The organism is Nocardia sp. SSK8 (assembly GCF_037034205.1).
Lineage (GTDB): Bacteria > Actinomycetota > Actinomycetes > Mycobacteriales > Mycobacteriaceae > Nocardia.
Genome location: NZ_JBAGKD010000004.1, coordinates 1 through 24,871 on the forward strand (window position 1 = coordinate 1; position 24,871 = coordinate 24,871).

At 71.9% G+C, this 24,871-nt stretch carries 20 protein-coding genes; 9 read left to right on the forward strand and 11 right to left on the reverse strand.

The annotated features are described in order from the left end of the window. On the reverse strand, positions 1-1,037 hold a 1,037-nt coding region (locus tag WA675_RS09215; protein WP_336083629.1), incomplete at its 3' end, for a homocysteine S-methyltransferase family protein. 139 nt (positions 1,038-1,176) lie between these two features. Here WA675_RS09215 and WA675_RS09220 point away from each other — a divergent pair. Continuing rightward, positions 1,177-2,061 carry a PAC2 family protein gene (locus tag WA675_RS09220; protein WP_336083630.1) on the forward strand — a complete coding sequence of 295 codons (885 nt, stop codon included), beginning with the start codon at positions 1,177-1,179 and terminating at the stop codon, positions 2,059-2,061. Between the two features lie 99 nt (positions 2,062-2,160). Here the strand turns inward: WA675_RS09220 and WA675_RS09225 are convergent, their stop codons facing one another. After that, positions 2,161-2,466 carry a hypothetical protein gene (locus WA675_RS09225; protein WP_278264512.1) on the reverse strand — a complete coding sequence of 102 codons (306 nt, stop codon included), beginning with the start codon at positions 2,464-2,466 and terminating at the stop codon, positions 2,161-2,163. Between the two features lie 334 nt (positions 2,467-2,800). Between WA675_RS09225 and WA675_RS09230 the strand changes: the two genes are divergently transcribed. From WA675_RS09230 to WA675_RS09255, 6 genes are all read left to right on the forward strand, one after another. Then, complete coding sequence (locus tag WA675_RS09230; RefSeq protein WP_336083634.1) at positions 2,801-3,940, forward strand: XRE family transcriptional regulator; 1,140 nt, start codon at positions 2,801-2,803, stop codon at positions 3,938-3,940. Positions 3,941-4,014: 74 nt separating this feature from the next. Next, on the forward strand, positions 4,015-5,571 hold the full coding sequence (locus tag WA675_RS09235; RefSeq protein ID WP_442945588.1) for a TIGR02677 family protein: 1,557 nt from the start codon (positions 4,015-4,017) through the stop codon (positions 5,569-5,571). Between the two features lie 190 nt (positions 5,572-5,761). Beyond that, positions 5,762-7,144 carry a TIGR02678 family protein gene (locus WA675_RS09240; RefSeq protein ID WP_336083636.1) on the forward strand — a complete coding sequence of 461 codons (1,383 nt, stop codon included), beginning with the start codon at positions 5,762-5,764 and terminating at the stop codon, positions 7,142-7,144. Then, the gene (locus WA675_RS09245) at positions 7,141-11,559 is read left to right on the forward strand and encodes an SbcC/MukB-like Walker B domain-containing protein (RefSeq protein ID WP_336083637.1); all 4,419 of its coding nucleotides are present in this window, start codon (positions 7,141-7,143) and stop codon (positions 11,557-11,559) included. The genes WA675_RS09240 and WA675_RS09245 overlap by 4 nt, the downstream gene beginning before the upstream one ends. A 329-nt stretch (positions 11,560-11,888) precedes the next feature. Further along, positions 11,889-12,725 carry a hypothetical protein gene (locus WA675_RS09250; RefSeq protein WP_336083639.1) on the forward strand — a complete coding sequence of 279 codons (837 nt, stop codon included), beginning with the start codon at positions 11,889-11,891 and terminating at the stop codon, positions 12,723-12,725. Continuing rightward, the gene (locus tag WA675_RS09255) at positions 12,722-13,156 is read left to right on the forward strand and encodes a hypothetical protein (protein ID WP_336083640.1); all 435 of its coding nucleotides are present in this window, start codon (positions 12,722-12,724) and stop codon (positions 13,154-13,156) included. The genes WA675_RS09250 and WA675_RS09255 overlap by 4 nt, the downstream gene beginning before the upstream one ends. Before the next feature lie 8 nt (positions 13,157-13,164). Here WA675_RS09255 and WA675_RS09260 read toward each other — a convergent pair whose 3' ends face one another. Then, positions 13,165-14,136 carry a helix-turn-helix transcriptional regulator gene (locus WA675_RS09260; protein ID WP_336083642.1) on the reverse strand — a complete coding sequence of 324 codons (972 nt, stop codon included), beginning with the start codon at positions 14,134-14,136 and terminating at the stop codon, positions 13,165-13,167. A 92-nt stretch (positions 14,137-14,228) separates the two neighbouring features. Between WA675_RS09260 and WA675_RS09265 the strand changes: the two genes are divergently transcribed. Continuing rightward, entirely contained in the window at positions 14,229-15,365 is a 1,137-nt protein-coding gene (locus tag WA675_RS09265; protein WP_336083643.1) for an epoxide hydrolase family protein, read from the forward strand. Positions 15,366-15,410: 45 nt separating this feature from the next. Here WA675_RS09265 and WA675_RS09270 read toward each other — a convergent pair whose 3' ends face one another. The 6 genes from WA675_RS09270 to WA675_RS09295 all read right to left on the reverse strand — a co-directional run bounded on the left by WA675_RS09270 (position 15,411) and on the right by WA675_RS09295 (position 22,081). After that, on the reverse strand, positions 15,411-15,929 hold the full coding sequence (locus tag WA675_RS09270; protein WP_442945589.1) for a M15 family metallopeptidase: 519 nt from the start codon (positions 15,927-15,929) through the stop codon (positions 15,411-15,413). Next, on the reverse strand, positions 15,926-17,272 hold the full coding sequence (locus tag WA675_RS09275) for an MFS transporter (protein ID WP_336083645.1): 1,347 nt from the start codon (positions 17,270-17,272) through the stop codon (positions 15,926-15,928). Before WA675_RS09275 ends, WA675_RS09270 begins: the two co-directional genes overlap by 4 nt. Then, entirely contained in the window at positions 17,269-18,354 is a 1,086-nt protein-coding gene (locus WA675_RS09280; protein WP_336083646.1) for a PLP-dependent cysteine synthase family protein, read from the reverse strand. Before WA675_RS09280 ends, WA675_RS09275 begins: the two co-directional genes overlap by 4 nt. A 102-nt stretch (positions 18,355-18,456) precedes the next feature. Then, a complete protein-coding gene (locus WA675_RS09285) occupies positions 18,457-18,852 on the reverse strand; it encodes a hypothetical protein (protein ID WP_336083648.1) in 396 nt (131 codons plus the stop codon). A gap of 115 nt (positions 18,853-18,967) precedes the next feature. Continuing rightward, on the reverse strand, positions 18,968-20,344 hold the full coding sequence (locus WA675_RS09290; RefSeq protein WP_336083650.1) for an AarF/UbiB family protein: 1,377 nt from the start codon (positions 20,342-20,344) through the stop codon (positions 18,968-18,970). Positions 20,345-20,404: 60 nt separating this feature from the next. Continuing rightward, complete coding sequence (locus WA675_RS09295; protein ID WP_336083652.1) at positions 20,405-22,081, reverse strand: fumarate hydratase; 1,677 nt, start codon at positions 22,079-22,081, stop codon at positions 20,405-20,407. Positions 22,082-22,309: 228 nt separating this feature from the next. Between WA675_RS09295 and WA675_RS09300 the strand changes: the two genes are divergently transcribed. Continuing rightward, positions 22,310-22,819 (forward strand): MarR family winged helix-turn-helix transcriptional regulator, encoded by a 510-nt coding sequence (locus WA675_RS09300; RefSeq protein ID WP_336083653.1) that lies wholly within the window; start codon positions 22,310-22,312, stop codon positions 22,817-22,819. 81 nt (positions 22,820-22,900) lie between these two features. Here WA675_RS09300 and mftD read toward each other — a convergent pair whose 3' ends face one another. Then, the gene (mftD, locus tag WA675_RS09305; RefSeq protein WP_336083654.1) at positions 22,901-24,142 is read right to left on the reverse strand and encodes a pre-mycofactocin synthase MftD; all 1,242 of its coding nucleotides are present in this window, start codon (positions 24,140-24,142) and stop codon (positions 22,901-22,903) included. Further along, positions 24,139-24,843, reverse strand: a complete 705-nt coding sequence (gene mftE, locus WA675_RS09310) for a mycofactocin biosynthesis peptidyl-dipeptidase MftE (RefSeq protein ID WP_336083655.1) — start codon at positions 24,841-24,843, stop codon at positions 24,139-24,141. Before mftE ends, mftD begins: the two co-directional genes overlap by 4 nt. Positions 24,844-24,871 lie beyond the last annotated feature (28 nt).

Sequence of the window (24,871 nt, forward strand, 5' to 3'; positions counted from 1 at the left end):
TCGAACGGCACAGCCGTGTACATGCTGGACACGGCGGGCTCGTGCGCGGGCGTGCGGCGCTGCTCGATCGGCGGCAGCGTGGTCTCGACCCCGCGGACCGCCTCGGCGACCTGGCGGATGTGCTCGGGGGTGGTGCCGCAGCAGCCGCCGACGAGCCCGAGCCCGAACTCGGAGACGAACCCGCTCAGGGCGACCGCGAGCTCCTCGGGCGTCAAGGGGTATTCCGCGCCGTTGGCGCCGAGCACCGGCAGACCGGCGTTCGGCATCACCGACACCGGGATCTGCGCGTGCCGCGACAGGTGGCGCAGGTGCTCGCTCATCTCGTCGGGACCGGTGGCGCAGTTCAGGCCGATCATGTCGATGCCGAGGGGCTCGAGCGCGGTGAGCGCCGCGCCGATCTCGGACCCGACCAGCATGGTGCCGGTGGTCTCCACCGTGACGTGGGTGATGATCGGGATGCGGCGGCCCGCCGCGATCATGGCCCGGCGGCTGCCGGTGATCGCGGCCTTGACCTGGAGCAGGTCCTGGCAGGTCTCGACCAGGATGGCGTCGGCGCCGCCGTCGAGCATGCCCAGGGCGGCCTCGGTGTAGGCGTCCCGCAGGGCGACGTAGGGGGCGTGGCCCAGGGTGGGCAGCTTGGTGCCGGGGCCCATCGAGCCCAGGACATAGCGCGGAGTGCCGTCGGCGGAGGGGCCCATCTCGTCGGCGACGTCGCGGGCGATGCGGGTGCCGCGTTCGGACAGGTCGCGGATCCGGTCGGCGATGTCGTAGTCGGCCAGGTTGGGCAGGTTGCAGCCGAAGGTGTTGGTCTCCACGGCGTCGGCACCGGCGGCGAAGTAGGCGCGGTGGATGTCGGCCAGCACGTCGGGGCGGGTGTCGTTGAGGATCTCGTTGCATCCCTCGAGGCCGCGGAAATCGTCGAGCGTGAGATCCGCGGCCTGCAACATCGTGCCCATCGCACCGTCGCCGATGACGACTCGCCGCCGCAGCGTGTCGAGGAGCGTGGTATCGAACCCGGTGGGCAAGGACGCAGACATGTATCCAAGACTAATGGTCGGCACCGACGCCCGAGACCACTGCGGGTGAATCGAGTGGCCCCGGCCACAGCCACGCGCCGAAACACGCAACAGCGCCGGTCACCGCAAAACAATTCGCCCGAGACACTAGGCTGACCGGGTGGATGCCAGTGAAACCCCCGAGACGGAACTGCCGACGTTGCGCAATCCCGTGCTGGTTGCGGCCTTCGAGGGCTGGAACGATGCCGGTGACGCTGCCAGTGGCGCGGTCGAGCATCTCGAGTTGCTCTGGGACGCGGAGCCACTGGCCGAACTGGATTCCGAGGACTATTACGACTATCAGGTGAACCGGCCGACGGTGCGCCAGGTGGACGGGGTGACCAGGGAGATCCAGTGGCCCTCCACCATGCTGTCGGTGTGCTCGCCGCCCGGCAGCGACCGCGACATCGTGCTGCTGCGCGGCATCGAACCCAATATGCGCTGGCGCAGCTTCTGCAACGACCTGCTGGAATTCATCGAACAGCTCGGCGTGGAGACGGTGGTGATCCTCGGCGCGCTGCTGGCCGACACCCCGCACACCCGCCCGGTGCCGGTCACCGGCTCGGCCTACAGTCCCGAGGCCGCCGAGCGCTTCAGCCTCGAGCAGACCCGCTACGAGGGCCCGACCGGGATCACCGGGGTGCTGCAGGACCAGTGCGTCAAGGCCGGGGTGCCCGCGGTGTCGTTCTGGGCGGCGGTCCCGCACTACGTGTCGCAGCCGCCGAACCCGAAGGCCACCATCGCGCTGCTGCACCGGGTCGAGGAGGTCCTCGACATCGAGGTGCCGCTGGGTGAGCTGCCCAAGCAGGCCGAGGAGTGGGAGTCCGCGGTCAACGAGATGACCGTCGGCGACGAGGAGATCAACGAGTACGTGCGCTCGCTCGAGGAGCGCGGCGACGCGGCGATCGATCTCAACGAGACGATGTCGAAGATCGACGGCGACGCCATCGCCGCGGAGTTCGAGAAGTACCTGCGCAGGCGCGGTCCGGGCAGCTTCGGGCTCTGAGCCCGTGCCGCCGCCGGGCGCGCGGTGCGCCCGGCCGGGCGGCGGGGACTCCCCCCGCTCACCGATGTGGTGGTTCGGATCCCGCGGAACCGGACATGGCTACACCTCCAGGGTGAGCACTTGGGCGGCCGCCTCGTGAGCCAGCTTCGCGATGAGCAGGTCACGGGGAATCGTCTGGCCGGCAAGGTGATCCAGCGACGGCACCACCACGTGGTGCGCGTCGGCGCGCTTCAGTTCCTGCGTGAGCTCGGCGAACGCGGCGCCGTCACCGGCGGTCGATTCGTGGAAGGTCGCGGCGAAACACATTCCCGCGGTACGCGCCAGGCTACGTAGCGCGTCCTCCAATTGATCGCCCTGGCCCTCGGCCAGATCGTCACGCAAGTATCCATAGATCAACGCTTCCACCCGAACCTCCGTTGGATAGGGATCGCTGTTCTGTTGTCGGATCCCCCCGCGCCGCGCCGGAGCGCCGCGCGGGGGTACTGCGTTGCCTCGCAAGCTCTCCTGCGAGGCGGGCGTCCGGTCTGCGGGCCGAGCACCTGCTACCAGCATGCGCAATCGTGGCCCGCGGCAGCAGATGTCAAACCGATGACATCTACATGCCCTATCCGGGACGCCGAACGTTAACTGGTGGGATACTACCGCCGTGACCGCAACTGATGATCGACCCGTCTGGGCTGTCCGGATGCGCTCGGAACGTGACGCGAGGGGGTGGTCGCAAGCCGATGCCGTCCGCGCGATGCGTGCCAAGTCCTCCCACAACCTGCCAACGGACAGTACTCTGCTGCGCAACTGGCGCCGCTGGGAATCCGGGGAATCACGACCTGACGAGTTCTACGCGCCGATCATCGCGGCCGCGTTCGACACCGTCACGGCGGCGTTCTTCCCCAAGGCCCGGCCCAACCGGGATGACGAGCTGTTATCCGCAACGGGTATGGACACTTTGGAGTTCATCGGCCGACTGCGCATGTCCGATGTCAACAGCGCGACCCTGGACGCGGTGCGGATCACCGCCGAACGGCTGTGCTGTGAATACGCCTACGCCGAACCGCACGCGCTGCACGCCGAGGGCACGGCCTGGCTGCGCCGGATCACCTCGCTGCTCGACGGCAGGCTCACCCTGGGCCAGCATCGGGAAATCCTCGTTCTGGCGGGCTGGGTGGCGTTGCTGGTGGGTTGCGTCGACTACGACCTGGGCCGCCGCGGCGGCGCCGAGGCCACCCGCCGGGCCGCCGAGTCGCTGGGCCGGGAGGCGGGCAACCCCGAGATCGTCGGCTGGGCGGCAGAGATGTCGGCCTGGTTCGCCCTGACCCAGGGCAACTTTCGCGGCGCCATCGAGGTCTCCGAGAAGGCGATGCCGGGGACGACCTCGATGAGTGTCGGGGTGCAGCTGGCCGCGCAGCGGGCCAAGGGCTGGGCCCGGCTCGGTGACCGGCGGGCGGTGCAGACCGCGCTCGACGAGGGCAGGGCGATCCTGTCGCGGATGGGTCACCCGGCCGATCTGGACAACCATTTCGTCATCGACGCAACCAAATTCGACTTCTACGCGATGGATTGCTGCCGGGTGGCGGGCCAGGACCGGCTCGCCGAACGCTATGCCCACCAGGTGATCAGCGATTCGACCCGGCCCGACGGCAGCGTGCGCAATCCCATGCGGGTCTCCGAGGCCCGGCTGACCCTGGCCGTGGTGGCGGTGCGCGATCGCGATCTGGAGCGCGCCGTGGAGGAGGGCGTGGCGGCCTTCAGCCCGGGACGCAAGTCACTGCCCTCGCTGGCCTGGATCGCGGGCGAGGCGGCGCGCGAGATCATCGAGCGCTTCCCGGGCGACCCGCGCACCCAGACGTTCCTCGAACAGCTGCGCTCACTCAACGTCGGGTGAGCGCGGCGGCGGGGGCGCGCCGATCCGGGACGGGTCGGGCGGAGCACGGACCGGGCCCCACTACCCTCTCTACGGTGACCGACTCCGCCGACGGCCTGCCCAGCGCCGTACCCGCCCTGTGGGACGAACGTCTGCGGTTGTTCTCGTTCGCGACGGCGGAGAAGCGCGCCGACTACCTGCGGGTGCTGCGGGCCTTCGACAGCGCCCGCGCCGCCTACGTGGTGTTGCTGCACGCCGACGACGTCGCGGACTGGATCGGCCGCACCGAATCGGGGGGCAGGGGCGACGCCCCGGCGGGCGTCCCGCTGCCCTCGGCCGAGATCGGCCCGCTGCTCGAGCAGCTGCACCGGTGGGGGGTGCTCGAACGCAGCTATGACGGCACCCGCGCGGCCACCCTGGCCGAGTACCGCAACCGGCACTACGTCTACCAGTTCGCCCAGGCCGGGTTCCAGGCCTACCGGGCGGTGGCCGGGGTGCTGGCGGCCCGGATGGACGACGCCTCGCTGTCGCGGCTGGTGCTGCCCGAACTGCTCGCCGACCTGGGCACCTTGGCCGCGGCCAATCGTGACGGTGACGCCGAACGCGTCTACACCACTCTGCGCAGGCTCGACGCCGCCCTCACCGATATGGCGGCGCGGGCCGCGCACTTCTATCTGTCGCTGGGCGATCTGGTGCGGACCACCGAGATCACCCCGGAGTCGTTCCTCGCGCACAAGGACGCCCTGCTGGCGCACATGCGCGAGTTCAGCATGGACCTGGCCCGGTTCGCGCCGCGGCTGGCGGCGGCGATCGGCGAGGTCGAGCGGACCGGGGTCGAGGAGCTGGTCCGGCGGGCGGCGAGCTGTGACGAGCGGGTGCTGGTGAGCGCGGCCGAACGCGAGGCGGACTGGCGGGCCCGCTGGGAGGGGCTGCGCACCTGGTTCGTCGGCGCGGGCGGCGAGGGCGACGCGTGTGAGGCCGACCGGCTGCGCGAGGCCACGATGAGCGCGATCGCGGCGGTGCTGTCGCTGCTGCGGCGGGTCACCGAGACCCGGCGCGGGGGTGTCAGCCGGGAGTCGGCGCTGCGGCACCTGGCCGGTTGGTTCGTCGACACCCCGACGACGTCGGCCGCGCACGCCCTCTACGACGCGGTGTTCGGACTGGGCAGGCCCCGCCATTTCGCGCTGGAGCATCCCGATGCCGAGCTCGTGCCCGCGCACCGATCCTGGTGGGACGCACCGCCATTGGAGATATCGCGTACTCTCGCCGAGACCGGCCGGGCCCCCGCCGCTGGCGCACCGGCCCGGATCGCGCGCAATGACGCGGGGATTCGACGGCTGCGCGAAGCCCAGCTGGCCGCGCAACGCGAACGCGCGGCGGCCGCCGCCTCGCTGGCCGCGGGCAATGTGCACGAGCGGGTACTCGATCAGCGCGAGACCGAGGTCCTGTTGCGGCTGCTCGACGCGGCGTCGACGGCGTGGGTGCCGGTGAGCGGCCGGGTCGAGGGCACCACCGGATCGGACAACGGCGTCACCTTGACGGTGCGGCCGTGCGAGGGATCGACGATGATCCGCACCGCCGCCGGGATGCTCCATCTGAACAATCGCCGACTCGAGGTGCGGGCGACGGTGCGGCGGGGCGTGTCCCGATGAACGACTACCGCCCCCCAGGCGATGCCGTCGAGCGAGAGGCGCCCGGCTCGAGCTTCCCCCGCACCGCGATGAGGTGCGCTCCGGTGCGCGACCACCTCCGCCCCGGAATGGCCGCCACCGCGCGACACCCGCGCGGTTCGACGAACCAGGCGCGGGAGATCCGCGCCACCCAGCGGCGAGGTGGGGTCCGATGAAGCAGCGACGACGGATCGACGCGCTCGCACTGGACAGCTATCAGCGGGCCGCGCGGGTGATGCTGGCCAATCACCTGGTCACCCGGGTGTACCCGGACCGGATCGCGTTGCCGCTGGTGCGCCGGTGGGCCACCGAACTGCGCGAGGACCTGGCCGAACTGTTCGGGTATCGGCTCGAGGTCACCGAGACAACGGCCCGGCTCTTCCCGGTGCACGACCGGCTCGATGACGCGCGTCCGGCGCGCAGTGTCAACGACCGGGTCTTCGACCGGCGCCGCTACGCCTATCTCGCGCTGGCGCTGGCCGCGCTGGGGCGGGCGGGTGACCAGATCACGCTGTCCGAGCTGGCCGAACAGGTGGCCGACTACGCGGGCGGGATCGACGGGCTGGAGCTGTCCACCGAGCGGGCCGCCGACCGCGATGCCTTCGTCGACGCCATCGGCTGGCTCGGTGCGCGCGGTGCGCTCACGCTGGCCGACGGGGACGCGGGCGGCTGGGCCAGCGACCCGGAGGCGGGCGAGGCGCTCTACGACATCGACCGTCCGGTCGTCGTCGCGCTGTTCCGTCCGCCGCGCGCGCTCCAGCACCTGCACAGTGTGCGCGGCCTGCTCGCCGACGAGACCGAGCAGACCGCCGCCGACCAGGCGCGGCGGGTGCGGCGCGCGCTGGTGGAGCGGCCGGTGGTCTATCGCGAGGAGCTCTCCCCCGCCGAACGCGCGCTGCTGGACCAGGACCGGGTGGTCGGCGAGGTCGAGTACTGCACGGGGTTGCGGGCCGAGCGCCGGGCCGAAGGGGTGGCCCTGATCGATACCTCCGGCAGGCTCTCCGACACCCGGTTCCCCGGCACCGGAACCCTCGCCCAGGTGGCGCTGCTGCTGATCGGCGAGATCGCCGACGCGGTGCTCGACCTCGACAATCCCGTCGAGCGCCGTCCCACGCCCGACCCGGCCGAGGACGCGCTGATCACCCAGCTCGACGCGGCCATCCCGGCGGCCGGTGTCTTCGCCCCGCTGGCCGAGGAGGCCGACGCGCTCGCCCCGGATCCCCTCACCGAGATCGCCGGGGACGACGGCGACCCGGTGACCTACCCGTTCCTCGACGACGCCTGGACACGCAGCACGGTCACCGCGCTCACCGACCGCTACGGCGCGACCTTCGCCGCGCAATGGCAGGCCGATGTGGGCGGGTTGAGCGCCGAGGTGCTGGCTCTGCTGGCCAAGCTGCGGCTGGTGCGGCCGGTGCCCGGCGGGCTGCTGGTGCTGCCCGCGCTGGCCCGGTACCGGGGCGCGGTGGTCACCGTGCGGGTGCGCAAGGCCGAGGAACTGTTCGTCACCGCCGCCGAGACCGGCGGGACCGGAGTGGGAGGGAACCGAGCATGACGCTCATCCACGGCGGAATACGTTTCGTCCCGACCCGCGCGGGCATCGTCAACCTCTGGGACTACCGCGACCAGGAGTTCTGTTTCGCCGACGGCCGCCTGGTGCTGCGCGGCCCCAACGGCTCGGGCAAGACCAAGGCCCTGGAGGTGCTGTTCCCGTTCGTGCTCGACGGCCGGATCGAGCCGCGCAGGCTCAACCCGTTCGCGGGTGAGGAACGCACGATGAAGTCGAACCTGCTCTACCGCAAGCAGGAATCGGCCTACTCGTATGTGTGGATGGAGTTCGCGCGCGGCAGCTGGGCCGACCCCGAGGTGGTCACCGTCGGCATCGGCATGCGCGCCACCCGCTCCTCGGACAAGGTGACCCGCTGGTACTTCGTCGCCGACGGGCGCGCCGGGGTGGACTTCTCGCTCATCGGTCCCGACGATCGCCCGCTGACCCGCAAGCAGCTGGCCGAGCAGATCGGCGGCGACGCCATCGTCGACCGGCCGGTGGAGTACCGCGCCGCGATCGACGCGCGCATGTTCGGGCTCGGCGTGCAGCGCTACGACCAGCTGATCAATCTCATTCTCACGCTGCGCCGCCCGCAGCTGGCCAAGAACCTCGATCCGCGCGGGCTCTCCCAGGCACTCACCGACGGCCTGCGCCCGCTCGACGAGCAGCTCATCCTCGACGCGGCCCGCTCCTTCAGCGATATGGAGGAGGTAGGGCGCACCCTCGACGGGCTCGTCCAGGCCGACACCGCGACCCGCAAGTTCGTCGACGTGTACCGCAAATATCTCGCGGTCCAGGCCAAAACCGATGTGGACCAGGTGCGGACCCGCCTCGACGCGGTCACCAACGCCGCTACCGCCGTCTTCGCCGCCACCGCGCTGCGCAGCCGCCGCGAGGGCGACCGCGCCGAGGCCGAGGCCAGGGCCGAGGACGCCGACCGCGCCTACGAGCAGGCCATCGCCGACCGTGAGAACCTGCAGCGTTCCAGCGCCTACGAGGGCAAACAGCAGCTCGACGACCTCGCCGACGCCGTGCGCCGCCTGGAGACCTCCGCCGCGGTCCACCGCGACAAGGCCGCCGAGGCCGGGCAGACCCTGCAACGCCGGGCCGAGGAGGCCGAACGCGCGGCCGAGGCGGTGCGCACCGCGGCCGCCGCGCTGGCCCGCGGCGAGGACGCCGTCCGCGCGGCCGCCGAGGAGGCGGGCATCGAGTGGACCCCGCCCGCCGACGGCCGCGGCGACCAGTTCACCGCCGCCGTGCGCGGTCACGCCGAGGAACGCGACGCCGACGTCCGCGCGGTCCGCAAGGCGGTGAGCACGTGGGAATCCGCCACCGCCGAACGCACCCGCGCCGAACGCCTCGCCGAACGGGCCGTGGAACTGCGGGAGTCCGCCGCCGCCGAGGTGGCCCACGCCGAAGCCGCGGTCACCCTGGCCCGCACCGAATCCGCCGCGGCCCTGCGGTCCTGGTGGAAAACCCACGCCGCGGTGTTCACTCCGGACACCCCGAATATCACCGAACCCGCGAACATCTCCCAGTCCGCCGGGGGCCCGACAGCGTTGTTCGCCGCTCTCAGCGCCGCCTTCGCCGCCGCGGGCAGCGACGAAGGCGCGTCCGCCCCGGAAATTCTGGCCGAGTTCAGCGAGCCACTCCGAGAACAGATCCGCACGCGGCGCCAGGAGGCGCGCGCCCGGGCGAACGACGCGGCCGCCCGTCGCGACGCGCTCCGTGCCGAGCGCACCCAGATCGCCGCCCAGCACGACGACGCTCCCCCGCCGCATCCCGCCAGAACCGGTGTCCGCGACGACCTTCCGGGCGCGCCCCTGTGGCGGCTCGTCCGTTTCGCCGACGCGGTCACCGCCACGGACGCCGCCGCGATCGAAGCGGCCCTGCAGTCCAGCGGCCTGCTCGACAGTTGGATCTGCGGCCCCGACCTGCCCGCCCACGTCGCGTCCGACCACTTCCTGCTCCCGCTCCCCGCCGACCAGCGCCCCACCGGCCGCACCCTCGCCGATGTCCTGGTGGTCGAGGAGGACTCCCCCGAACTGACGGTCCCCACCGAGACCGTCGCGGCGGTGCTCGCCTCCATCGCCCTGCACGACGCGGCCACGAGCGCCTCCGCTCCGACCGGCACCCCCACCGCGCCCACCGCCGCCGAGGCTCCGGACGAGCCGGACTCCGAGCGCACCGCGGTGCGGGCGGACCCGCTCGACTCCGCCACGGACGCGCGGACGGGCACCGCCACGGCGATCAGCGGGCCCGCGCTGGCCGCGCTGAGCACCGCGGGTGTGGTCCTGGGTACCGCGGGCGAATTCCGGTCCGGGGTCCTGGTCGGTCGGCATCACAAGGCCGCGGCCGAGTTCCTCGGTGCCACCGCGCGGGCACGCAGGCGGGAGCTGCGGCTGGCCGAGATCGAGGCGGCCATCGAGAGCACGGCGGCCGAACACGACGCGGCGCAGGCCGAAGAAGCCACTGCCACAGCGGAATCGGCCGCCCTGTCGACGGCGGCCAAGGCACTCCCCCGGCCCTCGGCCGTCACCGCCGCGCTGCGGGCCGTGGCCGAGACCGCAGGACTCATGCGGTCACGGGTGGAGGCGGCGGCGCAGGCCGAGCGGGAGCTCGATCAGGCGGTCGCCGAGGTGACCGCGCTCGACAAGAACGTGCGGGCCGCCGCCCAGGCGCACCGGACCCCGCGCGAGGCCCGCGCGCTGGACGCGCTCGCCGCCGCCATCCGGCATTTCGAGAACACCGGGACGGGGCAGCTGCGGCTGCGCGCCGAGCACGAGCGGGAGCGGGAACGCGAACGCGAGGGCGCCGACCGGCACGCCGAGGCCCGCGCGCTGGCCGAGGCGTTCGCCGAGGAGGCCGAGGCCGCCCGCCTCGGGTTCGCCGAACAGCAGCGCAAGCTGGAGACCCTGCGCGAGGCACTGGGCGCGAGCGCGGCCGATATCGACCGTGAACTCGAGGCCGCCCGCGCGGCGATCGAGGCCGCCAAGGCGGAGCAGCGGGCCGCGCGCAAGGCCGCCAACGCGGCGATCGAGGCGGTCGGTGACGCCGAGGCCGCCTACCGCACCGCCAATGAGGCACTCACCACCGCGCTCACCGAAGTCCTGGCCGAGGTGCGCTCGCTGGCCCCCTATGCCCGCCCGGACCTGCTCGCCCTGCTCGGCGCGGGCACCGAGCACCGCTGGCCCGCCGGGGACGCCGCCTGGCTCACCCCGGAGCAGCTCCAGTACCGCATCGTCGCCGCGGGCCCGGAGACCGATCCGGTCGTGCTGCCGGACGAGGTGGCCGCCCTCTACGCGGATCTGGACACCGCCACCGCGCAGGTGCGCGCGACCGAGGCGGGCCGCAAGGCCACCCGCTCGGCGGTCACCGGCGCGCTGCAGGAGTTCGACGCCGCGCTCACCGCCTCCGGACGCGACTACCGCCTGCACTGGGACGCCGCCGACGGGCTCACCGTGGTCGCCGTGCACGACGAGAACGGCCAGGCCGCGCTCGCCGATTTCGCCGCCCGGATCGACGCCGCCCGCCGCGACCAGGAACTGCTGCTCACCGACGCCGAACGCCGCATCCTGGAGGACGCGCTGCTGACCGGCCTGGCCCAGCAGATCCACGAGCGCACCACCGACGCCCGCGAACTCATCTCCCGGATGGGCGCGGAGATGAAGCAGCGGCGGATGTCCTCGGGCACCACCGTCGGCGTGCACTGGGTGCTCGCCGACGGCCTGTCCGAGGCGGCCAGGGCCATGTGCAAGCTCCTCGACCGCGACACCGCCGCGCTGAGCCAGGACGATCTGGGCGCGGTCCGCGCGCATTTCGCCGCCGAGATCCGCGCCGCCCGCGGTGCCCACCCGGAACGCTCCTACCCGGAGATCCTCGCCGCCACCCTGGACTACCGCACCTGGCGGGTGTTCGCGTTCACGCTGATCTCCGGTGACGGCACCGAGGACAAACTCACCGTCGCCCGGCACAGCGCGCTCTCCGGCGGTGAGCAGTCGGTCTCGCTGCACCTGCCGCTGTTCGCCGCCGCGCACGTGATGCTCGATTCGGCCGACCCGCAGGCGCCGCGGCTGCTGGCCCTGGACGAGGCGTTCGCCGGTGTCGACGACAACGGCCGCAGCGAATTGCTCGGCCTGAGCGTGCAATTCGACCTCGACCTGTTCATGACCGGCTACGACCTGTGGATCACCTACGGGCACGTCCCGGGGTGCGCGCACTACGACCTGGCCCACTCGACCGCCGAGAACACCGTCAGCGCGACGCTGCTGGTGTGGGACAGCGGCGAGCTGCTCGCCGAGCACGACGGCGGCGATCTCACCGCCGCGCTGGGCTCGCCCAACCGCCGCCGCGTCCCCACCACGATCGAGGGTGGACTCACCCTGGAGGGCATGCCGGGCGAACCCGCGCCGGTGGGCTGACCCCCGCGCGGGCCAACCCGCCTTGACGGGAATTCCACACGGCCGGTGCGGTATCCAGGGGTTTGCCGGTGCCGTGCGGACCGACCGGTTGATTTCCGCGCGCTCCCGGATCGAATTTCGCGGAATCGGTTGCTCGAAATCCGCAGGGCTGTCAGGATTCTGCTCACGCGCGGGCCCGGGGATCATGGGGCCCACGCGGGCCGGTGCGGTCGATTCCGCACGCCGTCAGCGATTTTCAGGGGTCGTCGTGAGATACCGACACATGCCGTGCGCGCCGATGCGGTGAGTTCGCCGGCACCCGGCCGCCCAGCCCGCGGAAGGTGCCGGATGTGTTCGCCGGACTGAGTGCGTGGCCGTTGCTGGCCCGCCTGCGCACGAACCGACCGCGGGAGGTGACCACCATGCAGCTGCCCATCCCCCTCCGGGACACCCGACCGCTCGAAGCGGCCCTCGCCGCCGCGGGCACCGACCACTTCTGCGGAATCCTGCGCGTAATCGGCGAGCCCGGCGGCGACATCCGTTTCGCCGACGGCCGGATCGTGGCCGTGACCACCGGTGGCGCACCGGGTTTCGACGCGCTCGACCGGGTCGCCGGGGAGCGTCCGCTCGGCGCCGCCCGGGCGCGGCTGCTGCGGATGACCGCCACCGTCGACGGGGCCTTCGCGATCGCGGCGGGCTGGGTCGAGCGCTGTCACCGGATCGACACCGGTCCCGACGACATCGACGCCGGGGAGTCCGGGTACGAGGCGCCCTGGCTGGTCGACGAGACCGACCGCCGGATCACCGCCCTGGCCCACGCGGGCTTCTCCCCGTACCGGAATCTCCTGGCCCGCACCGCCGCCGTCGAGGGTGGCGAGGGCCCGGGTGCCGGGATCCTGCGCCTGGCCGACGGCACCCGGACCTGCCGCGATCTGGCCTTCCGGCTCGGCCGTCCGCTGTATCCGGTCAGCGTCGAGGTGGCGCGTCTGCTGGCGACCGGTCTGCTCACCGTCCATCACGCCGACGACCGTCCCGGTCCGGCCGACACCGCCCTGCCCCGGCGCCGCCGCGGCGCCAGCGGCATCAACGACACCCTCCGGCCGCGTCCGCCACAGCCGGTTCCCCCGTCCACGACCGTGGACGAGTACTACTCCCCGCTCCGGCGGAGAAGCGAGAAGATCACGTGACCACCAGTAATCCCGGCCCCGCCACCATGACCGAACGACTCGGCGGGCTGGTCAAATCCCTGCGCGCCGAGGTGCCCGACTGTCTCGCCGCGGGCATCATCGACATGTCGACCGGCATGCTGCTGTCGGTGGAGACCGTCGACAACCACCCGCCGGAGGTCCTCGACCTGCTCGCGGCCGCCACCCTCGACCTGTTCCAGGGCCGCAATGTGGTGATGATCGAGGACATCTGGAAGGAGCGGCGCGGCGTCCGCAGCGACGAGCACTACTTCCAGGAGATCCTGGTGAACTCCAACAACCTCACCCACCTGTTCCTGCGCGCCGAGAGCCGCGACGACATGGTGGTGGTCGTGGTCTGTCGCAAGACGGTCAATGTGGGCATGCTGTTCGCCCAGTCGCGCCGGGTGCTCAAGGACACCGGCAGCCTCTGACCCGGCGGTCACGGGCCCGGCGGGGTGAGGGCCCGGGCGACGCGATCGGTGAGCGTGCGCAGGTGCGCGGCGAGTTCGGGGGCGTCGTGGAGCCGGAAGGGCACGCCCAGGGTAACCAGGCGGGCGGCGAGCCAGGCGGGATCGTCGGCCCGGGTGCCGGTGAGGCGGCAGCTGGTGGCACCGTCGGCGACGAGGGTGCCAGGTTCCTCCCCGAGCCGACCGGCGACGCGGTGGAGCGGCGCCTCGATGGTGACCTCGGCCCGGTATTCCGGGGTGCCCCAATCGGTTCGGCGTCCCGCGACGTAGTCGGCGGGATCGGCGGCGGGGAGTTCTCTGACCAGGACGCGGGCGCCGGTGGGCCGGGGATCCTCGATCCGGTCGGCCCGGTAGCTGCGCCAGGCGTCCCGGTCCAGGTCGTAGGCGACGAGGTACCAGCGTCGGCCCGAGGCGACCACGCCGAGCGGTTCCGCGTGCCGCCGGGAGACGGTGCCCGCCGCGTCCCGGTAGCCCAAGCGCAGGCGTTCCCGGTTGGTCACGGCGGCCGCGAGGACGGTGAGCACGTCGGGGTCGACGGCCGGTCCGTCGTCCACCCGAACCGCGACCGCCGCGCCGACCGTGCGTACCCGCCTGCGCAGCTTGGCGGGGAGCACCTGTTCGAGTTTGGTGAGCGCGCGCACCGACGCGTTCTCGATCCCGGCGACGGCCTGACCGGTGGCCACCCGCAGGCCGACCGCCACCGCCACGGCCTCCTCCTCGTCGAGCACCAGGGGTGGCAGCGCGGAGCCCGCGGTGAGACGGTAGCCCCCGGTGGCGCCCAGGGCCGCGACCACCGGATAGCCCAGTTCGCGCAGGCGATCGACATCGCGGCGCACGGTGCGATCGGTGACGCCGAGCCGTTCGGCCAGTTCGCTACCCGGCCACTCGCGCGGCATCTGCAGCAGGGACAGCAGTCGGAGCAGGCGGGCGGCGGTATCGGTCATGAATTCGATTCTCCCGCACATCTAGGACCGATCCTGTCCTAGATGCTTTCTAGAGTCGGAATCACACCGACGAGATCGAGGAGCCCGACCCCATGAGCACTGTCCGCCCGTTCCGCATCGACATTCCGCAGGCCGACATCGACGATCTGACCGACCGGCTCACCCGCACCCGCTGGGCCGCGCAACTGCCGGGCGAGGGCTGGGAGCGCGGGGTGCCCGCGACCTACCTGCGCGAGCTGGCCGAGTACTGGACGGGCGAATTCGATTGGCGCGCACAGGAAGCCGCCCTCAATGCGTTCCCGCAGTTCCTGACCGAGATCGACGGTCTCGACGTGCATTTCGTGCACGTGCGCTCCCCCGAGCCCGACGCGGTGCCGCTGCTGCTCACCCACGGCTGGCCGAATTCGTTCGTCGAGTTCACCCGCGTCATCGGGCCGCTCACCGATCCCCGCGCGCACGGTCTCGATCCCGCCCTCGCCTTCCACGTGGTGATCCCCTCGGTCCCCGGCTTCGCCTTCTCGGCCGCGCCGACCGAGTCCGGGATGACCACGGCCCGGGTGGCCCGCATGTGGGCCACCCTGATGGACCGGCTCGGCTACGACCGCTACGGCGCCCAGGGTGGCGACCTCGGCGCCTACATCGCCCCCGAGCTGGCCCTGGTCGCGCCCGAGCACGTCATCGGCGTGCACCTCGACGGCGGGATCGGCATGCCGACCGAGGCCGACGTCCCGACCATGTCGGCCGAGGACCAGGCGCAGTGGGCCGAGATGCAGCAGTGGATGACCGGCGGCGTCGACCACCACGCCCTGCTGAAGGCGGCCCCGCAGACCTTCGCGCTGGGCTGGAACGATTCGCCGGTGGCCCTGCTGGCGTGGATGATGCAGAAGTTCCAGGAATTCACCCCGATGGCCGAGCTCGCCGAGGACGTGATCGACCGCGACCACATCCTCACCAATGTGGCGCTGTACTGGTTCACCCAGACCACGGGCAGCTCGTCGTGGCCGATGTACGAGGGCCTGCGCGACGGCGGCTTCGGCTGGCCGATCGGCCAGAAACTGGTGCCGACCGGCGTCTACGGCGGCGGTTCACCGCTCATGCGCACCCTCGCCGAACGCGACAACAAGATCACGCACTGGCCGTCGGAGAACCCCGGCAACCACTTCGTCGCCATGGAGGAACCGGCCGCCCACGTCGCCGACATCAGGACCTTCTTCGCCACCCTGCGCTGACCCCGGCCCGCGGCGCCGGGATAGCACCCCGGCGCCCCGGGCGGGTCAGCGCTGACTCGCGTCGGGCACCGTCGGCGGGCACGGGGTGCCCGGCACGGTGACCAGCTCGAAGTGCCACCACTCGTTGTCGAAGGTGCGGCACAGGCCCCAGCGGTTGCCGTTGGTCTCGAGCCACTGGGCGCCTGCCTGGGGGCCTACGTCGATGGCGTGGCCGGAGACGTGGGTGGATTCGGCGGGTGGGAGGACCCAGCGGCGGGCCTCGGCGGGGTCGCCGTAGGTGGCCAGGCCGTCCTGCCACAGTTGTTCCTGCTGTTCAGGCGTGCGGTAGCCGGAGGTGATCGACAGGGGGACACCCTCGGCGTGGGCCCGCTGTTCGGCGAGGGTGTAGGCGGCGGCCAGGGCGGGGTCGAGGCCCTCGGTGCCCGCGGCGGACTGGGACTGTTCGCGCTGGTCGGTCCCGGTCGGGTGGGCGTGGGCGAGGCCCCCGGCCGCGGCGGTGAGCACCACCGCGGCCGTGAGCGTCACCAGTATCCGGTCGGCCGCGCGGCCGGGCACAGTCCTCATGCGCGGATTCTATCGACCTCCGCCCGGCCCGCGGAGTGCGGCCGATCGTCCCCGGACCCGGTGCGCACCGGCCAGCGTCCGGGGGCGGCGGTGTAGGCGGGCAGGGCCGACGACCGGCGGTGGCGTCCCTGGTCGGGGCACAGCGCGCGGCCGACCGCGACCGCGGTGAGCACGCCGATCAGCAGGATGCCCAACCAGACCAGCCGGTCGGCACCCGCGGCCCTGGCGGCGCCGAGGACCGCGCCGGTTGCCAGGTTCCCGGCCAGGATGGCGACGCCGACCACAGTGTTGTAGAAGCCGTAGTGGGTGGCGACCAGCTTGCCGTCGGCCATGGCGACGACGGTGTCCATCTCGAACGGGAACACCGCCGCCGTGCCGAGCGCGAGCACCGCCGCCGACACCAGCAGGGCCCCCGCCGCGACCACCGGACCGACCCCGTCCGGCCCCGGCACCAGCGCCAGCGGCACGAAGGCCGACGCCAGCACCCCGAGCCCGACGACCAGTCCGCGCTCGGTGCCCCACCGCCGCCGGAACCAGGCGGTGATCCGCCACTGCCCGGCGATGGCGACCACGCCCGAGATCACGAACACCGCGGCCGTGAGCGCCTGTGCCCCGCTCGCCCCGGCGACGAACTCCGCGTGCAGCGGCAATGCCAGATACACCTGGAACGAGAGCACATACGACCCGCCCATCGCGACGGCGAAGGCGAGGAAGCGCCGGTTGCCCGCGATGGCACGCCAGTCGGCCAGCACCGACGTGCCGGTGACCACCCCGCGCCGCTGCGGCAACGCGCACAGCTGCGCCACCGTGAGCACCGCGAACACCGCCGCCGCCACCGCCGCGACCCACCGGAAGTCCAGTCCCAGCAGGGCGATACCGACGAGCGGTCCGGCCAGGATGCCCGCCTGATAGAACACGTTGAACACCGCGAAGGCCTCCACCCGCCGCTCCCCCGCCTCGGCGGCGAGATAGGCGCGCACGGCCGGATTGAACAGTGCCCCGGCGAAACCCGTGGCGGCGGAGGCGATCAGCAGCATGGGCAGCGACGAGGCGACTACCAGCGCGGCGAATCCGGCGGTGCGCAGCAGACAGCCCGCCACGATGAGCGGTTTGTAGCCGAGCCGGTCGGCCAGGGTGCCGCCGAGCAGGAACATGCCCTGCTGGGAGAAGTTCCGCACGCCCAGCACCAGTCCGACCGCCCAGGCCGCCAGACCCACGGGGCCCGCCAGGTATCCGGCCAGGTACGGCATCAACATGTAGAAGCCCAGGTTGATGCCGAACTGGTTGATCATCAGCAGCCGGGCGGGCAGGTCGAACCCGGCGAAGGCCCGCAGCGTCGTCATGCGAGCACCGGCGCGGCCGGGTCGACGACGACCGGGCAGCGGGTCCAGGACCGCACGGTCCGCTCCCCGGGATGCGCGAGGACCGCGGGTTCGCGCGGCGGCAGTCCGGTGAGCAGGTCGTGGTCGCGGCAGTAGGCGTCGTTGTAGACGGTGTCGAAGTAGCGGTGCGGGCCGTCGGGGAACACCGCGGCGATCCGGGTGTCCGGGTCGGCGGTGCGCGCGGCCCAGCCCGCGACCAGCGCGACCGCGCCCACGCTCCAGCCGCCGGTGGCGTAGTGCGTGGCGGCCAGGGTGCGACAGGCCCAGACGGCTTCGGCCGGGGCCACCCAGTGCACCTCGTCGAACGCCCCGTAGTCGACATTGACCGGGCGGATGCTGGAGCCGAGCCCCCGCATCAGCCGCGGTCCCGCGGGCTGGCCGAAGATGGTCGAGGCCACCGTGTCGACTCCGATCAGCCGCAGCGCCGGGTGGTGTCCGCGGAGGTAGCTCGCGACCCCGGCGGAGTGGCCGCCGGTGCCGACCGCGCACACCAGCACGTCGACCCGGCCGAGCTGCTCGAGCAGCTCCTTGGCCAGGCTCGCGTAGCCGTCGGGGGCGTCGGGATTGCTGTACTGGTCCGGGCACCAGGCAGTGGGGTCGGCGGCGAGGGCGGCGGTCACGTGGTCGCGGCGGGCCTGCTGCCAGCCGCCCACCGGATGCGGCCGCTCGACGCGTTCGACGCGCGCGCCGAAGGCGGTGAGCATGCGGTCCACGATGGGTTCCAGGCCGGGGTCGGTGACCACCGTCACCGGGTGGTCGTGCACCAGCCCCGCCAGCGCGAGGCCGAGACCGAAGGTGCCGCTGCTGGATTCGACGATCCGCGCGCCGGGCACCAGATCACCGCGCTCCTCGGCGCGGCGCACCATGTGCAGGGCGGGGCGGTCCTTCATCCCGCCGGGGTTGAAGCCTTCCAGCTTGGCCCAGAACCCCCGGTCGGGTCCGGCCAGCGGGGCGCCCACCCACATCACCGGGGTATTGCCGACGAGGTCGTGGGGCCGGTCGGCGATGACGCGAGCGGTCCTGTCGAGCACGAATTCCTGCATGTCTGTCGCTTCCTGAGTCGGCCGCCGGGCACGGCGGCGCGAACGAACACGGGCATGCGAACACCGGCCTGTCCCCTGGGGAACAGGCCTGGCGCTGACCGGTCAGCGTCGGCAGAGGCAGTGATGGATGAGGATGTCGCGGCCGGGGCGCGACCGCGGGGTGACGCGCGGGGGTCCACGCCCGGCGAGCGCGGGCAGGCCAAGGGCGGCGACGAGGACGAGCAGCACCGCGGTGAGCGCGGCGAGGGCGGGCAGGACGAGCGCGCTGTCGGGGGCCGCGACGTCGGCGAGGCAGTGGTCCGGCAGCAGTGGGTGATCGGGCACCACCACATCGGCGACGCCCGCGACCACGGCGACGGTGCCCGCGTGGTGGTCGTCGTGGTGCACGGTGGTGCAGTCGATCACCAGCGCGCACAGCGTGGTGAGAACCAGCAGCACGGCGACCGGGAGGGTCCGCGGGCCGAACGCGCGACGGGAACCATCGGCAGAGGTACCCACCACACTCCCTTCCCGCGCCGTCGCTTGTCGTCGACCAAGCTACTACAGCTCGACGTAGACGCAGGTCAGCACCGTGTGAGCGAGCGGAGTTGCGCCGGTGACGGTTTCGCGGCGCTCAGCGCGCGCGGTGGCGCCACCGCTCGAACTCGCGGCCAGCCTCGGTGGGCGCGGGATCCCCGTAGAGCCATTCGCGGGCCAGCAGATGCCAGTTCGCGGTGACCCGCAACTGGCCGAGGGTGGCGAAGGTGAACAGGTCGGCACGGCGGGAGAAGATGTGCTCGGGCGGCAGGAACTGGCGGTGCATGCCCTGGAACTCCGAGGAGCGCGGGTCGATGGCGAGCAGCAGCGCGCCGGTGGCCAGTTCGGGGGTGATGGTGACCTCTTCGTCGAACAGGTGCCAGCCGGTCACCGCCCACACATAGGCCTCGCACTCCTCGACGGTGACGCCCGCCTCCGGGTCGATGATGCCGCGCTCGACCCAGGCCGCGTACAGGTCCTCGGGGCGTCCCTCGGCGGCCGCGCGCAGGCACGAACGTTCGAAATCGACGTGCACGGGGTCCATCTCGTTGTAGAGCCCGAAGTCGACGAAGGCGAGCCTGCCGTCGGCGGCCAGCAGCACATTGCCCGGATGCGGGTCGCCGCAGAACTCGTTTTCGGCGAAGAGGGTGCCGATGTAGAAGCGGTAGATCAGCTCGCCGAAGTGGTCACGGTCGGCGTCGGGCAGCGTCTGCAGGTGGGCGAAGGGGCGCGCGTCGACGAATTCGGTCACCAGCACGTTGTGCGAGCAGTGTTCGCCGATCGCGTCGGGGATCTGCACCAGCGGGTGGCCGCGGTAGCGCTGCGCCACCCGGTGCTGAGTGCGGGCCTCGCGCAGATAGTCCAGCTCGCTGCGCAGATTGTCGGCGACCTCCTCGAGCACGCCGGTGTCGGCCACGCTGGGCAGCACCGAGCGGCCCATCTTGCCCAGGAATTCCAGGTTGCCGATATCGGCGTGCACCGCGCGCTCGATCCCGGGGTATTTGACCTTGACCGCCACCTCGCGCCCGTCGTGCAGCCGCGCCCGGTGCACCTGGCCGATCGAGGCCGCCGCGAGCGCGGTCTCGTCGAAGTCGGCGAAGACCCGCCCCAGCGGGCCGAGATCGTCCTCGATCACCCGGCGGATCTTGGCGAAGGGCACGGCGGGGGCCTGATCGCGCAGCGCGGCCAGCTGGCCGCGGAACTCGTCGCGGTGCCGTTCGGGCACGAAGTCCAGGTCCAGCACCGAGGCCATCTGCCCCAGCTTCATGGCCGAGCCCTTCATGCTCCCGAGCACCGCGACGATCTGCTGGGCGGTGGTCATGGCCGAGCGTTCGGCCAGCACCTGCCGGGCCTCCTCGGTGCGCCCGATCATCGACAGCCGCCTGCCGACCCCGCGCATCGCCTGCCCCGCGGCCAGTTGCCCGAGCTTCGCGCCTCGCGTGAAGCGTCCGCCGGGCACTCCGGTGGCTGTCATCCGCACCCCCGTCACCTGGCGTGTCCTGTCGCGCGTCACATTACACGCGACAGGCCGCTGTCAGACGCGTTCCTTCGAGCGGGTGCGCACGCGCAGCGCGATCGGCTTGGACGTCTCGGCGAAGAAGTCGTTGCCCTTGTCGTCGACGACGATGAACGCCGGGAAGTCCTCGACGTCGATCTTCCAGACCGCTTCCATGCCGAGCTCGGGGTATTCGAGCACCTCGACGTTCTTGATGCAGTCCAGCGCCAGGCGCGCGGCCGGGCCGCCGATGGAGCCGAGGTAGAAGCCGCCGTGCTCGTGGCAGGCCTTGGTGACCTGGGCCGAGCGGTTGCCCTTGGCGAGCATGATCATCGAGCCGCCCGCGGCCTGGAACTGGTCGACATAGGAGTCCATGCGACCGGCGGTGGTGGGGCCGAAGGAGCCGGAGGCGTAGCCCTCGGGAGTCTTGGCCGGGCCCGCGTAGTAGACGGCCATGTCGCGCAGGTACTGCGGCATGGGCTCGCCCGCGTCGAGGCGTTCCTTGATCTTGGCGTGCGCGATGTCGCGGGCCACCACCAGTGGGCCGGTGAGCGAAAGCCGGGTCTTCACCGGGTATTTCGACAGTTCGGTGCGGATCTCGTCCATCGGGCGGTTGAGGTCGATCTTCACCACGTCGCCGCCGAGGATGTCCTCGGTCTGCTCCGGAAGGTACTGCGCCGGTTCTGTTTCCAGCTGCTCGAGGAAGATGCCGTCCTTGGTGATCTTGGCCAGGGCCTGGCGGTCGGCCGAGCAGGAGACCGCGATGGCGACCGGGCAGGAGGCGCCGTGGCGAGGCAGGCGCACCACGCGCACGTCGTGGCAGAAGTACTTGCCGCCGAACTGGGCGCCGATGCCGAACTCGCGGGTGAGCTGGAAGACCTCTTCCTCGAGCTCGAGATCGCGGAAGGCGTGGCCGGTGATCGAACCCTCGGTGGGCAGATTGTCCAGGTAGTGCGCGGAGGCGTACTTCGCGGTCTTCAGGGCGAATTCGGCGCTGGTGCCGCCGATGACCACCGCGAGGTGGTACGGCGGGCAGGCCGCGGTGCCCAGCGAGCGGATCTTCTCGTCGAGGAACTCGAGCATGCGCTCGGGGTTCAGGACGGCCTTGGTCTCCTGGTACAGGAAGGACTTGTTGGCCGAGCCGCCGCCCTTGGCCATGAACAGGAACTTGTAGACCGGGTTGTCCGGGGTGCCCTCGGTCGAGTACAGCTCGATCTGCGCGGGCAGGTTGGAACCGGTGTTCTTCTCGTCCCACATGGTGATCGGGGCGAGCTGCGAGTAGCGCAGGTTGAGCCGGTTGTAGGCGTCGTACACGCCGCGGCTGATCCACTCGGCGTCGTCGACGCCGGTGAGCACGCCCTCGCTCTTCTTGCCCATCACGATCGCGGTGCCGGTGTCCTGGCACATGGGCAGCACGCCGCCCGCGGAGATGTTGAGATTCTTGAGCAGGTCCAGCGCGACGAAGCGATCGTTGCCCGAGGATTCCGGGTCGTCGATGATCTTGCGCAGCTGAGCCAGGTGCGCGGGGCGCAGGTAGTGGCTGATGTCGTGGATCGCCGTCTCGGTGAGCAGGCGCAGCGCCTCGGGCTCCACCTGCAGGAAGGTGCGCCCGTTGTGCTCGAACGTGCTGACCCCCTCGGTGGTGAGCAGGCGGTAGGGCGTCTCGTCGGCGCCGATCGGCAGCAGATCGGAATAGCGGAACTCCGGCGCGGTCACGGATCGCACTCCTTCGGGCAGGGCGGGCTGGTCACAAAGCGATCCGAAGCCTATCGAGCACCGTCATCGCGCCGCAGGTAAGGCGACCCTTTGTGACGAAGACCCGGCAAGCCGAACCATGATCGAGGTTGCACGTTCAACCCAAACGGTGCTACCCATTCTCCGGGCGGTGGCGGGGCGTGCACCGTTCCACCCCGAAGCCTGCACCGGAGAATCTGGAGCTCGATCGTGACGGATCCACAGTGGCTCGATGATGTCGAAATGCGCGCCTGGCTCGGCTACGTGCGAACCCGCGACCTGATCGCCGCGGCGATCGGACGCGACGCGGGCCGGGCGGCCAACCTGAGCTATGTCGAATACTCGGTGCTGGTCTACCTGGCCGACGCGCCGGGTCAGCGGCTCACCTTCGCCGACCTGGCCGGCGCCCTGGAGTGGTCGCAGAGCAGGCTCTCGCATCAGATCACCCGCATGCAGAAGCGCGGCCTGGTCTCCCGCGAGACCATGCCGCACGACGCGCGCCGCACCGTCGCGCGCCTCACCCCCGCCGGTGGGCAACTGCTCACCACGGCCGCGCCCGCCCACGTCCGCAGCGTACGCAGGCACATGATCGATGTGCTCGACCGCAGCCAGCTCACGGCCCTCGCCGAGATCTACGACGTCCTGGTCGACCACCACCGCACCACCGGCGCGACCCCACCGGAGCTACGCCGGGCGAACCCGGACCCCGCCGGAGCCTGATCCGGATCAGGAACCACCCGACCTACCCGTGTCCGGTCGGCGGGAACCGAGCCGCCACGGGTGACCGGACCGGCGGCGATCCTAGCCAGTGGGGGCGGTGACGACCTCCGTGGAATTCGTGAAATCCCGGTTGCCGGAATGGTTTTCCCCCGCGGGGACGCCCAGGGCGCGTTCGAAGCCGGTGGGGATGACGATGTCGTCGCGGGTGAGATCGGTGACGGCGGTTTTGCGCAGGCCGAGCAGGGCGGAGTCGATGCCGCCGCGGAGGATGTCGAGGACGTTCTCGACGCCCGCCTGGCCGTTGGCGGCCAGGCCCCAGAGGTAGGCGCGGCCGATGAGGACGGCGCGGGCGCCCAGGGCCACGGCCTTGACCACGTCGCTGCCGCGGCGGATGCCGCCGTCGAGCAGGACCTCGATCTGGTCGCCCACCGCGTCGGCGAGAACCGGCAGGGCGCGGATGGCGGCGGGGGTGCCGTCGAGGTTGTTGCCGCCGTGGTTGGAGACCGAGATGCCCGCCACGCCCGCGTCGACCGCGCGCAGCGCGTCGTCGACCCGCATCACACCCTTGAGCAGCACCGGGCCGTCCCACTGGTCGCAGATCCAGGCCACGTCGGCCCAGTCGGGGGCGGGGGTCTGCATCCATTCGCCGTAGGCGCCGAAGAAGCCCGGCGCCGCGCCGCCGCCGACGGCCATATTGGGGGCGGTCAGGTCGGGGATGCTGCCCGAGCGCAGGTAGGTGGCCAGCCAGCGCGGACGGGCCAGGGTCTGCGGGGCGAACCGCATCATGGCGCGCAGGTTCAGTGTCTCCGGGATGACCGGGCTGCCCCAGTCGCGGCCGTGCGAGAACGACCAGTCCAGGGTGAGGATGAGCCCGACGGCACCGGCCTTCTTCGCCCGGTCCATCCGCTCCAGGATCTGGTCCCTGTCGCCACACCAGTACAGCTGGAAGAAGGTCGACGGGTTGGCCGCCACGACCTCTTCCACCGGCTTGCTCGCGAAGGAGCTCAGCCCCATGGCGATGCCGCGCGCGGCGGCGGCCCTGGCCACGGCCACCTCACCGTCGGGGTGCACGGCCTGCACGCCGGTCGGCGAGATGAGCACCGGCATGGACACCGGCTGACCGAGCACGGTGGTGGACTGATCGCGGTCGCCGATCGGGCCCGCGCAGTGCGGGGCGAAGCCGAGCTCGGTGAACGCGGTCTGGTTGTCCTCGATGGTCTGGCCGCGTTCCGAGCCCGCGATCAGCGCGCCGTACACCGATTTCGGCAGGCGCTTGCGGGCGCGGCGCTGCGCCTCGGCGACGGTCTCGAACCAGGGATTCATCGACGGGGTCCTTCCTCATGATCCTGCGGCCACCAGCGGCCCAGGTCGTCCAGTAGTGCGGTGGTCGCGTGTTTCAGCAGGGCTTCGCCCTCCTCGGGCCCGGCCCCGGTGGGATCGCCGAGGACCCCGTTGGGGCTCACGGCGCGGACACCACCGGCGCGCAGTTCGGGCAGCAGCTCGGCCAGCTCGCGGGTGTCGCCCGGTACGGCCAGTTCGGCGCGCACCCGGTCGGGGTGCAGCGCGAGTTGGATCGAGGTCTCGGTGCGGCCCGCGTGCGGGTCGCCGCCATAGCCGGGTGAGTACAGCCGCACCTCGCGCGATTCCGCGCGCAGCAGCGTGACCGCGCGGCGCAGCGCCTCGATATTGCCGCCGTGCCCGTTGACCAGCACGATCCGGGAGAAGGTGTCGGTGGCCGACCGGCACAGTTCCACCACCAGCAGCTCGAGCGCCGCCTGCCCGATCGAGAGGGTGCCGGGGAATCCGGCGTGCTCACCACTGGCGCCGTAGGGCACGGCCGGGGCGACGAGCACGTCGGCACGCTCGGCGGCGACGCGGGCGCACAGCGCGGCGGCGATATCGCTGTCGGTGGACAGCGGCAGGTGCGGGCCGTGTTGCTCGGTCGCGCCGAGCGGGATGAGCAGGATCACTCCCGCGGCGGCGCAGACACCCGCCTCGGGCCATGTGAGGTGGGCCACGAACATGACCGAAGATTAACGTCAGCCACTGACA